This window comes from Kribbella kalugense (assembly GCF_004365875.1).
Lineage (GTDB): Bacteria > Actinomycetota > Actinomycetes > Propionibacteriales > Kribbellaceae > Kribbella > Kribbella kalugense.
This window is the reverse complement of record NZ_SODF01000002.1, coordinates 1,951,634-1,965,443: the sequence shown is the minus strand read 5'-3', so window position 1 is coordinate 1,965,443 and position 13,810 is coordinate 1,951,634. Positions and strand designations below refer to the sequence as shown.

11 protein-coding genes are annotated in these 13,810 nt (G+C 67.3%); 9 read left to right on the top strand and 2 right to left on the bottom strand.

The genetic code is table 11. The features are described 5' to 3' along the window. Positions 1-613: 613 nt before the first annotated feature. From EV650_RS27245 to EV650_RS27215, 7 genes are all read left to right on the top strand, one after another. Entirely contained in the window at positions 614-1,108 is a 495-nt protein-coding gene (locus tag EV650_RS27245; RefSeq protein WP_166678286.1) for an NAD(P)H-dependent oxidoreductase subunit E, read from the top strand. Continuing rightward, on the top strand, positions 1,105-2,619 hold the full coding sequence (locus EV650_RS27240) for a formate dehydrogenase beta subunit (RefSeq protein WP_134121826.1): 1,515 nt from the start codon (positions 1,105-1,107) through the stop codon (positions 2,617-2,619). Before EV650_RS27245 ends, EV650_RS27240 begins: the two co-directional genes overlap by 4 nt. Further along, a complete protein-coding gene (fdhF, locus tag EV650_RS27235) occupies positions 2,616-5,414 on the top strand; it encodes a formate dehydrogenase subunit alpha (protein WP_134121825.1) in 2,799 nt (932 codons plus the stop codon). The genes EV650_RS27240 and fdhF overlap by 4 nt, the downstream gene beginning before the upstream one ends. Continuing rightward, the gene (locus EV650_RS27230; RefSeq protein WP_134121824.1) at positions 5,411-5,620 is read left to right on the top strand and encodes a formate dehydrogenase subunit delta; all 210 of its coding nucleotides are present in this window, start codon (positions 5,411-5,413) and stop codon (positions 5,618-5,620) included. The genes fdhF and EV650_RS27230 overlap by 4 nt, the downstream gene beginning before the upstream one ends. Before the next feature lie 50 nt (positions 5,621-5,670). Further along, positions 5,671-6,864 carry a molybdopterin molybdotransferase MoeA gene (locus EV650_RS27225; protein ID WP_202874924.1) on the top strand — a complete coding sequence of 398 codons (1,194 nt, stop codon included), beginning with the start codon at positions 5,671-5,673 and terminating at the stop codon, positions 6,862-6,864. An 89-nt stretch (positions 6,865-6,953) separates the two neighbouring features. Next, entirely contained in the window at positions 6,954-8,990 is a 2,037-nt protein-coding gene (locus EV650_RS27220; protein ID WP_134121823.1) for an HNH endonuclease signature motif containing protein, read from the top strand. 769 nt (positions 8,991-9,759) lie between these two features. After that, positions 9,760-10,251 (top strand): SRPBCC family protein, encoded by a 492-nt coding sequence (locus EV650_RS27215; protein WP_134121822.1) that lies wholly within the window; start codon positions 9,760-9,762, stop codon positions 10,249-10,251. 622 nt (positions 10,252-10,873) lie between these two features. Here the strand turns inward: EV650_RS27215 and EV650_RS27210 are convergent. Next, the gene (locus tag EV650_RS27210) at positions 10,874-11,302 is read right to left on the bottom strand and encodes a MerR family transcriptional regulator (RefSeq protein WP_134121821.1); all 429 of its coding nucleotides are present in this window, start codon (positions 11,300-11,302) and stop codon (positions 10,874-10,876) included. A gap of 52 nt (positions 11,303-11,354) precedes the next feature. After that, a complete protein-coding gene (locus EV650_RS27205) occupies positions 11,355-12,389 on the bottom strand; it encodes an aminotransferase class V-fold PLP-dependent enzyme (protein ID WP_134121820.1) in 1,035 nt (344 codons plus the stop codon). A gap of 90 nt (positions 12,390-12,479) precedes the next feature. Here EV650_RS27205 and EV650_RS27200 point away from each other — a divergent pair, with 90 nt between their 5' ends. Together EV650_RS27200 and EV650_RS27195 are read left to right on the top strand one after the other, a co-directional pair. Continuing rightward, a complete protein-coding gene (locus EV650_RS27200) occupies positions 12,480-13,520 on the top strand; it encodes an aldo/keto reductase (protein ID WP_134121819.1) in 1,041 nt (346 codons plus the stop codon). A gap of 67 nt (positions 13,521-13,587) precedes the next feature. After that, on the top strand, positions 13,588-13,779 hold the full coding sequence (locus tag EV650_RS27195) for a hypothetical protein (protein WP_134121818.1): 192 nt from the start codon (positions 13,588-13,590) through the stop codon (positions 13,777-13,779). Positions 13,780-13,810: the final 31 nt, after the last annotated feature.

The window sequence follows — 13,810 nt, the reverse complement described above, 5'->3', positions numbered from 1 at the left end:
AGCGGTGACGTAGTCCGGGAACGGGTCGTGCTCACGGACCCGGTACCGAGCGGCCGCCTAGTCGCCGGTGGGCGGATGCGTGCGGTCCGCCTGCCAGGGCGACGTCAGCTGCGGGGGGCGTGAGACATCCCCTGGTGGGCTGAGACAGGTTATTTCATGTCTCCAGTCCCCATTGGGTGTCTCCACTCCCCGTCTCATGTTCAAGGCCCCGTCGACTGACTGACGTCCTCCTCTTCTGCGTTCCGCTGGTCGGACCAACTGCCGTCTCGCGGGGCCAGCCCGCCGTACTGGCGGTGAGTCGTGGATTTGGGGTCGTTTTGGCGGCGTGTCGGGGAGTGGGATCCACGACTCGGCGGATGGGTCGTCGACCGATTCACACGACTCGGCGGGCAGGTGGACACGCCCATCTCCACGACTCGACGGCCGATAGGGCGGGGCCACGCCGGCCATCAGGCTGCGGGTGACTGGCGGGTGGGGCTGTGTCTGCGGCTCGGTCGGTGGGTGGGCGGGCTTGTGCTCAGGACCCATTGGGTGACGGGTGATAGGCGGGGGCTATTGGGTGATAGGCAGCATTGCTTTGACCGGGTGGGGTGGGCGACGGGATGTTGTATACATGGAGCGTGAGGTGATTGCGGTTGAGCCTGGTCTGAGTTCGCGGCGGGCTGGGCGGGTGCGGGAGATTGCCTTTGAGTTGCGGGGGCTTCGGGGTGCGTTGATACCGATACTGCATGCGGTGCAGGAGGAGTTGGGGTACGTCGCGCCTGATGACGCGGCTGTGATCGCGGACGTGCTGAATCTTGCGGTTGCCGAGGTGCATGGTGTCGTCACGTTCTACAAGGACTTCCGGCGTACGGCGGCCGGCCGGACAACCGTCGGAATCTGTCAGGCCGAGGCTTGTCGGTCTGTTGGAGCGGTCGAGCTTGCGGAGCATGCCAAGCGGACCGTCGGTTGTGGGTTCGGCGAGACCACGTACGACGGGCGGGTGAGTCTCGACGAGGTGTTCTGTTTCGGGAATTGTGCGCTCGGGCCGGCGGTGCAAGTCGGCGACAGACTGTACGGGCGAGTTACGCCGGCCAGACTTGACGCGTTGCTCGGGGAGGCTCGATGAAGGTTTATGTGTCGAGGGATTCGGCCGCGCGCTCGGTGGGTGCGGATGAGGTCGCCGAGCGGATCGTTGCTGGCAGCAATAATGCCGACGTAGTGCGGACCGGGTCGCGGGGGATGTTGTGGCTGGAGCCGTTGGTTGAGGTTGAGACGGCGGCGGGGCGGGTTGGGTATGGGCCGGTGGCGCCTGAGGATGTGGATGGGCTGATCGCGGCCGGGATGCTCGACGGCACCGCGACTGACAACTGGCTTGGACTGGTGGAGGAGCTGCCGTGGATGAAGCGGCAGCAGCGGTTGACGTTTGCTCGGGTCGGGGTGATCGATCCGGTCTCGGCCGTTGAGTACGTAGCGCACGGCGGGATGAGTGGGTTGCGCCAAGCGCTCGCGATGGAGCCGGCGGACGTGGTTGAGGCGGTTGTCGACTCGGGGTTGCGGGGGCGTGGTGGTGCGGGGTTTCCGACCGGGATCAAGTGGCGGACGGTCCTCGGGGCGGCGGCGGAGCTCAAGTTTGTGTGTTGTAACGCGGACGAGGGTGATTCGGGGACGTTCGCGGATCGGATGCTGATCGAGGGCGATCCGTTCACGTTGATCGAGGGGATGACGATCGCGGCGTACGCCGTTGGCGCGTCGGAAGGGTACGTCTATCTGCGGTCGGAGTACCCGGACGCGGTCGCGACCCTGAGGACGGCGATCGCGGTCGCTCAAAAAGAAGGCTGGTTAGGGCCGGACGTGCTCGGCTCAGGGTTCGGCTTCGACCTGCAGGTCCGAGTTGGCGCGGGGGCGTACATCTGCGGCGAAGAGACCTCGATGCTGGAGAGTCTCGAGGGTAAGCGTGGAATGGTTCGCGCGAAACCCCCGATCCCTGCACTAGAAGGGCTTTTCGGTCGACCGACGGTGGTCAATAACGTGTTGTCCCTAGCAACGGTCCCGGTCATCCTGGCGAACGGTCCGGCGGCCTATGCGCAGTACGGGACCGGCCGGTCGTTAGGGACCAGTGTGTTCCAGCTTGGTGGGAACGTTGCTCGCGGCGGGATCGTCGAGACCGCGTTCGGGATCACGCTTGGCGAGCTGGTGAACGACTTCGGCGGCGGTACGGCGTCCGGTCGGCCGGTGCGCGCCGTACAGGTAGGTGGACCGCTCGGCGCGTATCTGCCGGTTGAGCAGTTCGACCTGCCGATGGACTACGAGGCGTTCGCGGCGGCCGGGGCGATGGTCGGGCACGGCGGGATCGTGGTCTTCGACGAGACCGTGGATATGGCTGCGATGGCGCGGTTCGCGTTCGAGTTCTGCGCGGCCGAATCGTGTGGCAAATGTACGCCGTGCCGCGTCGGTGCGGTCCGTGGCGTCGAGACGATCGACCGGATCGTTGCCGGTGACAACCGTCGGCAGAACCTCACGCTCCTTGACGACCTGTGTGACCTGATGACCGACGGCTCGCTCTGCGCGATGGGCGGCCTCACCCCGATGCCAGTACGTAGCGCCGTCCGCCACTTCGGAGAGGACTTCAACGCATGAGCCTGCTCAAAGAGCCCGACTTCGGTACGCCGGCCCGCCCGGGCGACGCCACCACTGAGCTCACGATCGACGGGGTGGCAGTGAAAGTCCCACCCGGTACGTCGGTGATGCGGGCCGCGAAGGAGGCCGGGATCGACGTACCGAAGTTGTGCGCGACCGACAACCTGGAAGCATTCGGATCGTGCCGGCTGTGCGTGGTCGAGATCGACGGAGTGAAAGGTACTCCGGCCTCATGTACTACGCCGGTCCGCGACGGCATGAACGTCCGCACGCAGAACGAGCGGCTCGGGAAGCTACGTCGTGGCGTCATGGAGCTGTACATCTCGGACCATCCGCTCGACTGCCTGACCTGCTCGGCCAACGGCGACTGCGAGCTGCAGGACATGGCCGGCGTCACCGGACTGCGCGAGGTCCGCTACGGCTCGGGTGTCGACGCAGGTGCGAACCACATGGATGCGCCGACCGATTCCTCCAACCCGTACTTCGACTTCGAGGCGTCGAAGTGCATCGCGTGCTCGCGCTGCGTTCGCGCATGTGACGAAGTACAAGGGACTTTGGCGCTGACGATCGAGGGGCGAGGCTTCGATTCCAAGGTCGCGGCCGGCGCCGGGGTGTCGTTCTTCGAGTCGGACTGTGTGTCGTGCGGGGCGTGTGTGCAGGCGTGCCCGACCGCGACGTTGCAGGAGAAGTCGGTGGTCGAGCTCGGGATGCCGACGCGGACCGTGTTGACGACGTGCGCGTACTGCGGAGTTGGGTGCTCGTTCAAGGCCGAGCTGCGCGGTGATGAGCTGGTTCGGATGGTTCCGTACAAGAACGGCGGCGCGAACGAGGGGCACTCGTGTGTGAAGGGCCGGTTCGCGCTCGGGTACGCGAGTCACCCGGACCGCGTGCTCGAGCCGATGGTCCGGGACACGATCGCGGACGAGTGGCGGACTGTCTCCTGGGACGAGGCGATCTCGTTCACCGCGCGGCGGCTGCGCGAGATTCAGGCCGCTCACGGTCAGGGCTCGATCGGCGCGATCACGTCGTCGCGGACCACGAACGAAGAGGTGTACACGGTCCAGAAGATGGTCCGGGCGGTCTTCGGGAACAACAATGTCGACACGTGTGCGCGGGTCTGCCACTCGCCGACCGGGTACGGACTCAAGCAGACCTTCGGCGAGTCAGCCGGCACGCAGGATTTCAAGTCGGTCGAGGACGCCGACGTGATCCTGGTGATCGGCGCCAACCCGACCGACGGGCATCCGGTGTTCGCGTCCCGGATGAAGCAGCGGCTGCGGCAGGGCGCGCAACTGATCGTGGCCGACCCGCGCCGGATCGACCTGGTCCGCTCGCCGCACATCGAGGCCCGGCACCACCTGCAACTCGCCCCCGGGACCAACGTCGCGATCATCAACGCCTTCGCCCATGTCGTCGTCACCGAGGGCCTCGTCGATCGTGAGTTCGTCGAGAGCCGGTGCGAGGACTTCGACGCGTGGGAATCGTTCATCGCGCAGCCCGAGCACAGCCCGGAGGCGGTCGCCGACATCACCGGCGTACCGGCCTCAGAGATCCGGGCGGCGGCGCGCCTGTACGCGACCGGTGGGAACGCGGCCATCTACTACGGGCTCGGCGTCACCGAGCACAGCCAGGGCTCGACGATGGTGATGGGAATGGCCAACCTGGCGATGGCGACCGGCAACATCGGCCGCCGCGGCGTCGGGGTGAACCCGTTGCGCGGGCAGAACAACGTGCAGGGATCCTGCGACATGGGGTCGTTCCCGCACGAGCTGCCCGGATATCGGCACGTGTCCAACGACGACGTACGGGACATCTACGAGAAGCTTTGGGGTACGCCGATCCTGAACGAACCCGGGTTGCGGATCCCGAACATGTTCGACGCCGCGATCGACGGTTCGTTCAAGGCATTGTTCGTCCAGGGCGAGGATATTGCGCAGTCTGATCCCAATACACAGCACGTCTTTGCGGCGCTGGGTGCATTGGAATTGCTCGTCGTACAGGATCTGTTCGTCAACGAGACGGCCAAGTTCGCGCACGTTTTGTTGCCGGGGACATCGTTCCTGGAGAAGGACGGGACGTTCACGAACGCCGAGCGGCGGATCAACCGGGTCCGGCCGATCATGGCGCCGCGGACCGGCAAGCAGGAGTGGGAGATCATCTGCGAGATCGCGCAAGCGATGGGGTACCCGATGCACTACGACTCGGCCGCGCAGATCATGGACGAGATCGCGATGACCACACCGACGTTCGCCGGCGTCTCGTTCGGGAAGCTGGACGAGCTGGGGTCGATCCAGTGGCCGTGCAACGTCGAGCATCCGGAGGGTACGCCGATCATGCACTCCGACAAATTCACCCGGGGCAAGGGTCGATTCATGGAGACCGTGTACGTGCCGACGTCGGAACGGTCGACGCGGAAATTCCCGTTGATCCTGACGACTGGGCGGATCTTGTCGCAGTACAACGTGGGTGCTCAAACTCGTCGCACGGCGAACGTCGCTTGGCATCCCGAGGACATGCTGGAGATCCACCCGCACGACGCCGAAGTACGCGGCGTCTCGGACGGGGACATGGTCGCGTTGTCGAGCCGGGTCGGGCGGACCGAGCTTCGGGCGAAGATCTCCGATCGGATGCCTGTTGGGGTCTGCTACACGACCTTCCACCACCCGGTCAGCGGGGCGAACGTGGTCACTACCGACAGCTCCGACTGGGCGACCAACTGCCCGGAATACAAGGTCACCGCCGTCCAGGTCGATCTGATCGTCGCGACCTCTGTTGTTGCGGTAGGCAACCGATGAGTGGCGTGCCGTCGTACGTGCGGTTGGCCAACGAGATCGCCGCACAGTTCGCCCACCGCTCCCCCGCGGACGCCGCCGTCGCGATCGCCAACCACGTCAAGACGACCTGGGACCCGCGGATGAAGCGGGCGTTGATTGCGTACGCCGAGTCCGGTGCCACCGATCTCTCCCCGGCTGCGGCGCTGGCCGCTCGTCACCTCGCCTAGTGACACATCCTCAGTTCGACAAGCCGGATTGGGTCCGGGAGGGTGGACCCGTGGAGGACAGGCCTGAGCTTCGTGCGCGGCGGGTCCTCGTGGCGTGGGACGTGGCTCGTGGGCTGGCCCATGCGGCGGCCCGGCCCGGTACTCCGGTTTCGCGGGGGTTGGACGCGGCCGATGGGTGTGTGCTGGGTACGCCGTTGGTTTCGCCGGGTGCTGTACCGCCGGTGGATCGGGCCGCGATGGACGGGTACGCCGTACGTGGTGCTGGCCCTTGGCGAGTGATCGGGCATGTGGAGGCTGGGGCTGCGTCTCCTGTCGCGTTGTTGGACGGGCAGGCGATTGGGATCGTGACCGGGGCGACTGTGCCGGCGGGGGCGACCTCGGTGGTGCGGTCGGAAGAGAGCGCGGTGGCGGGTGATCGGCTGGATGGGCCGTCTGATGATGGGCGGCACATCCGGCGGGCCGGCGAGGAGTGCAAGCCCGGAGACCAACTGTTGCCAGCGGGAGTGGTCGTCGATCCGGCTGTCCTCGGGCTGGCCGCGACTGTCGGCCTCAATCGCTTGACTGTGATCCCGCAGCCGACAGTCGCCGCGTTGGTGACGGGTGACGAACTGGTCCATCGCGGGCCTTCGGGACCGGGCCGGGTGCGGGACGCGATTGGTCCGATGTTGCCGGGGTTGATCAGTCGCGCCGGTGCGCTGGTTGGGCCGGTGCGGCATCTCGCGGACTCGCGTGAGGATCTGATCCGGGTGCTGCGTGAGACGGACGCTGAGCTGATTTTGGTGTCGGGTTCGTCGGCCGCGGGGCCGGCGGATCATCTTCGGCCGACGCTTGAGGCGTTGGGAGCTGAGCTGATCGTCGATGGGGTCGCTTGCGGGCCGGGGCATCCGCAGGCGCTGGCTCGGCTGGCTGACGGGCGGCTTGTGCTCGGGTTGCCGGGGAATCCGTTCGCTGCACTCGTTGCATTTCTTACGCTGGGGGTTGCTGCGATTGCCCGGATGCGCGGTCTGGTTCTTCCTCGGCTCGCCCAGATCGCCGTTCCGGGCGGTGTCGCCTGTCACCCGACCAACACTCGGCTTGTCCCGGTCCGGTTGACGCCAACAGGCGCCGTACCGATCGGTCATGGGGGATCTGCGATGCTACGCGGTCCTGCGGCCGCGGATGCCTTGGCCGTGGTTGCGCCTGGTCCTGCCGAGGCGATCGCCGCGCGCCTGCTCTCACTGAGATCTTCCCATAGTTGCCTATAGCAAGATCCACAGGTGTGGATAACAGAATCCCTTGGAAATAAGGGGTTCTGGCTTTGAAAACTGTCGGTGGGGGTGCCTAGAGTTGATGTATGGACCGGGCACCTGAGTTGATGAGCGACCAGGAACTGGTGCACGCCCTCGACCAGGCCGACGCCGACCTCGCCCGCATCGATACCCGCCGCCTACGGCTCGTGGCCGCGCTGGACAGCTCCGGGTACGCCGAACAAGTCGGCGCCCGCGACACCGTCCAATACCTCGAATACCGCTACCGCCTCGACCACTACCGAGCCCGCCGCGACGTCCACCTCGCCCGAGCCCTCCCCAAATACACAGCCATCACCGCCGCCCTCCCCGACATCACCGACCTTCCCGAGGACGAGGAGGCGGCGCCTGCGGTGGTACTCCGCCCGGCCCAGGCCGAAGCGATCGTCACCGCCCTGGAAAAGGTCCCCGCGACCGTGCCGGTGGCTGATCTCGAGGTCGCCGAACGCGAACTGGTCCGCCTCGCCCGCCACCTCCCACCGGCCGAGCTCCGCAAGGCTGCCGAACAAGCCCGCGACATCCTCGACACCGACGGCCCAGAACCCGAAGAACAGAAAGCCTCCGCCCGCGAAACCCTCACCTTGATGACCGCCGACCGTGGAGTGAAGTTCAAGGGCTACCTCGCGAACGAGAACGCCGAACTGTTTCGCTCGCTGATCTTCGCCGGCGCCGGTCCCCACAAGACCGTCGACGGCGAACCCGACCCCCGCACCCGCGAAAAACGCCAAGCCGACGCCCTCACCACCACCCTCACCCTCGCCGCCACCGCCCTAGACGCCGGCACTCCGTCCCCCACCCTCCCCCGCCCCACCACCCCAAACCCGCCCACCCCGAACCCGACCGCCCCGACCACCCCGACCACACCGACCACACCGGGCACCGCTGCCCCCGGTACTACGACGCCGGCCGCGGCGGCGGATTGCGGCGCAGCGCAGACAAGGAGCAGCGCGGCCAACGGGTCGGCCAGCGGTCCGGACGGTGGCTCGACCGAGGCTCCGTCCGATGGTTCGGTGACTGGGCTGGCCGGTGGTGCAACTGACGGTCTAGCTGGCGGTTCGATGGCTGGCCGAGCGTGCGGTGGGGCCGGTGGTTCGGGAGGTGAGGTAGTGCCCGGGTTCGGGGCGAAGGCGAACATCACCGTCACCATCGACCTCCAAGACCTCAAAGCCGCAACCGCAGACGCCCTCGGCGACACCGTCTACGGCCCCGGACTCTCCGCGGCCACCATCCGCCGCCTGGCCTGCGACGCGAAAGTCATCCCGATAGTCCTCGGTTCGAACTCCGAACCACTCGACGTCGGCCGCTGCGAACGCCTCGTCACCCGCGCCATGCGCCGCGCCCTGAACACCCGCGACCGAGGCTGCGTGGTCTGCGGCGCACCCCCGATCATGTGCGACGCCCACCACCTGATCTCGTGGATCGACGGCGGCGACACCAAGCTCTCGAACCTGGCCCTGCTCTGCCGCCGCCACCACACCGACCTCCACAACGGCCACTGGACCATCACCATCACCAACGGCCAGGTCCATGTAACCCGCCCCACCTGGGCCGACCCACCACCCCACCCCCGCCAGACCACAGCCCCACCTCCCGCACCAGCCCGCTCGGCGCCCGACCGACCACCCGGCCGGTCGACAGGCGACGACCCGATACCTGACCGCCAGGCACCCGACCACCCACGACCCGACCACAAGGCAGTCGGCGACTCGACAGTCGACTCGGCAGTCGATCAGCCGGCGGCGGACGAAGTAGCCGCCGGGGATCTGCGCGCCGGTGGGGACAGAGGATCACTGCGAGCCGATGGATCCGTGCGTTCGGTGCCCGGGGATTCGGTCGCGCCCGCGGAGACGGGTCTGAGGTCTGCTCCGGGTGGCGGGCGGCTCCGGGACGAGGCGCCCTCCGCGCCTACCCAGGACGACGCGGCGGCGGTGCGCGATGCGACGTACCTGGCCATCTGGGGCGAGCGCCCACCCGCCGACCGGAGAACGAAATCGGCGCACCAACTCTCCGACAGGACACCGTTCGACCCCTGGGACGAGTCCAGCGATCTCACCCCAGCCACAACTGCCCCCGAACCGCCCTAGCAACTACCGCAGGCCAACATCACCGCCACCCGCGGCACAGCCATACCGCGCCGACCCGCACCCCCGCGATTCCTGCAACGCGGCCCGTGCACCGCGGTCCATACAGCGCCGGTCGAGCGGTCCGACTCCTCCGCCGCGGTCCGTGTGATCCGTGCGGCGCCGCACATGCGATGCGATCCGCGTGGTGCGTTGCGGCGCGGTCCGTGCGATGCGGGTCCTGCACCCGCGGCCGGTGCGGGGCGGCTTGTGCGCTGTGGTCTGTGCGGTGCGTCCCTGGGCGGCTCGTGCACTGGTGGTCCGTACGACGCGATGCGGTCTGGGCGGACGGCTGGTCCGGTGCATTCAGTGCCGTCCGTTCAGTGCTGTGCGATCCGTTCGGTGCCGCTCGTGCGGTGCGATCCGGGCCGGTCCGCGCGGCTCGGTGCGGTGCGGTGCGGGCCACGCGGTCGGTGCGGCTCGGTTGGTGCGGCGCGGCCGCGGCACGGTGAGTGCCGTCCGTGCGACGCGGCTCGTGCCCAAGGCCCGTGCATCACGGTGCGTGCGATGCGGTCTCTGCGGGGCGGTCGGTGCGAGGCGGTCGGTGCGAGGCGGGCCCGTGGCGCTCGTGGGTGGTGGTTGGTTCTGGGGGCGGCGTTGGCCTTGGAGGCGGGCTTCGGGTCAGGTTGGGGGTGGGTCCTGGATGGGGTTTGTTCGGGACGAGGGCTAGGGCTCTGTGGGTGGGTGGATTGGGAAATGTCGAGGTTGGTGAGGGGGGTCCGACGTTTGGGGCATGGATGACTACGGAGTGACTGGTGCTACGACCGGGGTTGAGGTTTTGGTTGGGTTGCCGATTGGGGCGGTGTGGGGTGGGGTTACGGCGATTGAGCGGTATGGGGAGTGGAGTCCGGAGTGTTACTACGGGGGCTGGCTGAGCGGGCGGATTGAGGAGGGGGCTCGGTTTGAGGCTCGGAATCGGTTCTCGGATGGGTTCGAGACGTACGTGACTTGCACGGTTACCGTTGCTGAGGCGCCGTACCGGTTTGGGTGGGATGTGTACGGCGGGGAGGCGGTGCCGTTTGCGCATTGGGAGTACGAGTTGGAGGATCGCGGCGGGCAGACGCTTGTGCGGCAGACGTTCTCCCATGGGCCAGGGGACAGCGGCCTGCGTCAGGGGGCGGTCGAGCAGGCGGAGCGGGCCGCGGAGGTGATTCAGGGGCGGCTCGACCAGCTGGCGGACAACATGCGAACCACTCTTCGCGCCATGGAATCCACGCTCAGTTGATCAGGAGGCTCCGCTGGCCAGCCGGTTGGGCCCCGGCGAATGCGGGGGCTGGTGCCTGACATCGACCTTGCTCAGGAGACCGGGCTTGCTCAGGAGACTGGTAGGGACTCACTTGAACAGGAGCTGGCTTGAGCAGTAGGCGTCGGTTGATCAGGAGACCGGCTTGGCTAGGTAGCCTCGGTTGATCCGGCGGCCTCGGTAGGCAAGACGACCGGGCTTGATCAAGCGGCCTCGCTTGATTAGTCGGCCGGGGCTTGATCAGGAGGCCGGCCTGGTCAGTAGGCCTCGCTGTTCAGGAGACCGGCCTTGGTCCGGAGGCCCGCCTGGTCAGCCGGCCGGGGCTTGATCAGGAGGCCGGCCTGGTCAGTAGGCCTCGCTGTTCAGGAGACCGGCCTTGGTCCGGAGGCCCGCCTGGTCAGTCGGCCTGGCTTGATCAGGAGGCCGGGCTTGATCAGGGCCGGCTTGATCAGGGGGCCCGCTTGCTCAGCACCGGGCTTGATCAGGAGCCCGGCTTGATAAAGCGGCCTCGGTTGGTCAGGCGGCCGGGGTTGATTGGTCGGCCGGGGTTGATTGGTTGGCTGGGGTTGAGCACGTGGTTGGCTTGGTTGGTGGGGCTTGGGGGTTAGGAGGCTTCGCTGGTGTTTAGGTTGGCGGGTGGGGTTACCCAGAGGCAGTCTGCGGTGCCGGCGTCCAGGTGTTGTTCGTAGATGGTGACTTTGTGGGTGATGACGCTCAGGCAGTCGGTGAGTTCCTGGATCTGGGATGTGACGTGGTCCTGGTGGCTCCGGAGCAGGGCCAGGCGGTCTTGCTCGTTGCCGGGGCCTTGGCGGACCAGGTCGGTGTACTTGCGGATGGTTTCGAGCGGCATCCCGGACGAGCGGAACTTGATGCACATGGCCAGCCACTCGACATCGTCCTCGGAGTAGACGCGTCGCCCGTTCGACTCGCGTTGTACCTGGTCCGCGAGCAGACCCTCGCGTTCGTAGAACCGCAGGGCATGCACGCTCAACCCGGTCCGCTCCGCCACCTGCCCGATACTCAATCCACGCATAGGGGGCACCCTAACCCGGACCTAGATCACCCTCTAGGGTTCGTCTTAGCTCTCACAGCAAAGGCTTCAGGGCCTCAAGAGCCTGGTGTACGTCGTCGTGGGTTGAGTAGATGTGGAACGACGCGCGGAGCTTGCCGTCTCGTACGGCGGCTCGGATCCCGGCCCCGGCGAAGGCCTCCTTGGCGCCGGGGAGGCTCGTGCTGACGATCGCGCTGTTGGACGCAGGTAGGCCGAGGCCGGCGCGGAACTCGTTCGCCAGTTCGAGGTTGTGGCGGTTGATCGTGTCGACGCCGATCTCCTCGATCAGCTCGAGCGCCGGTGCCGCGCCGACGAAACTGAACCACGCCGGCGACTGGTCGAACCGACGCGCACCGGGATCGAGGTCCATCATCGGCCCGTAGTACGAGCCGTGCACGTCCCGCGCGGCGTACCAACCGGCCGCAGACGGCCGGCACCGCTCCTGCAGTCGCGGCGACAGGTACCCGAAGGTCGCACCACGCGGCGACATCAACCACTTGTAACTGTGGGCGATCAACGCATCGACACCCGTCACGGTGAGCGGATGCCAGCCCGCGGCCTGAGACGCATCGATCACCACGAGAGCATCAATCTGCTTGCTAGCAGCAACTACCGCGGGCAGATCGAGTACGACGCCAGTCGACGACTGCACTGCACTCACCGCAACCAGGTCGATTCCCGGCTTGATCGCGGCAACCAATTCGTCACCCGGTACGGCGATCAGCTCGACGCCACGATCCGCGTGCACCTGCCACGGGAACACGTTCGACGTGAACTCGACGTCGTCGGTCAGCACCTTCGCCCCGTCCGGCAACGCCGCGGCGATCGGCACCATCGCCGCGGACACCGTGCTACCGACGAACACGTCGGCGACGTCCGCCCCGACCAGCCGTGCGAACGACGCCCGGGCGCGCGTGGTCGAGTCGTCCCACGGTTCCCAGCTCGTCGCGCCGACCCGCCAGTCGGAGAGTGCGGCCTGCAACGCTTCCCAGGCCGGCTTCGGCGGCAGTCCGTACGACGCGGTGTTCAACCAGCCCGGCTCGGGTTCCCACAGCCCAGCGATGTCCATGAGCTCACCTTAGGTCGGGCTTGACCTAGACAGCGCTCTAGCTCTTAACGTGCGAGACAGTCACCGATCGGAACACGAGGAGCTGTTGATATGCGCTACCGCACGCTGGGTGGGACCGGGATCGAGGTCAGTACACACTGTCTCGGCGCGATGATGTTCGGTTCCGTCGGGAACCCGGATCACGAGGACTGCATCCGGATCATCCACGCCGCTCTCGACCAGGGGATCAACTTCGTCGACACCGCGGACATGTACTCCGCCGGCGAGTCCGAGGAGATCGTCGGCGAGGCGCTCAAGGATCGCCGCGACGACGTCGTACTGGCGACGAAGGTGCACTTCCCGCTCACCGAGGGCCGCAACCGGAGCGGGAACTCGCGCCGCTGGATCATCCGCGAGGTCGAGGACAGTCTGCGCCGGCTCGACACGGACTGGATCGATCTGTACCAGATCCACCGGCCGGACCACACCACCGATATCGAGGAAACGCTGTGGGCGCTGACCGATCTGGTCAGTGCGGGCAAGATCCGCGCGTTCGGCTGCTCGGCGTTCCCGGCGGAGGACATCGTGGAGGCGTACCACGTGTCCGACCAGCGCGGGTACGGGCGCTTTCGGACGAACCAACCGCCGTACTCGATGATTGCCCGCGGCATCGAGCGGTCGGTGCTGCCGACCTGCCGGCGACTGGGGATGGGCGTGCTGACATACAGCCCTCTGGCGTTCGGATTCCTGTCCGGGAAGATCCGGAAGGACCAGCCGCTCGACCTGACGAAGGGCAGAGCAGCCATCGCTCCCGAGCGGTTCGATCCGACGCTGCCCGCGAACGCCGCGAAGTACGACGCTGTCGAGAAGCTGATCGAGGTCGCCGATGGCATCGGTACGACGCTGCCGGAGCTGGCGATGGCGTTCGTCACGGCGCACCCCGCGGTCACGTCGGTCATCTCCGGTCCGCGCACGATGGAGCAACTCGACGGCCTGATCAAGGCGGCCGACCTCGCGCTCGACGACAAGACCCTCGACCAGATCGACGAGATCACTCCGCCAGGCACCGACCACTACCGGGCCGACGGCGCCTGGCAGCCCCAGTCCCTGACCGACGTCGCCCAGCGCCGCCGCCTGCAGGCCGACCGCTGACCAGCCGACCGCTGACCGGGCGAACAGGCCGTATCGTGGTGGCAGCGACGACGCCAGGGAGGGTGCCATGAGCTTCGACAGGCCAGGCCTGCCACACCCCGGACACGAAAGGGATCCGGCGGTTGACGACACGCTCCGCGAGGAGGGTGTCGAGCTGACCGACGACAACGAGGTGGACGTCCCGGAGCACCCGGGCGGCCCGTCCGCCGGCCCGCAGCCCAACCCGCCACGCCGCCCCACGCACGACACCGAGGACTGAGTTCCAGCAGCGCAGGCATTACGGTGGCTGG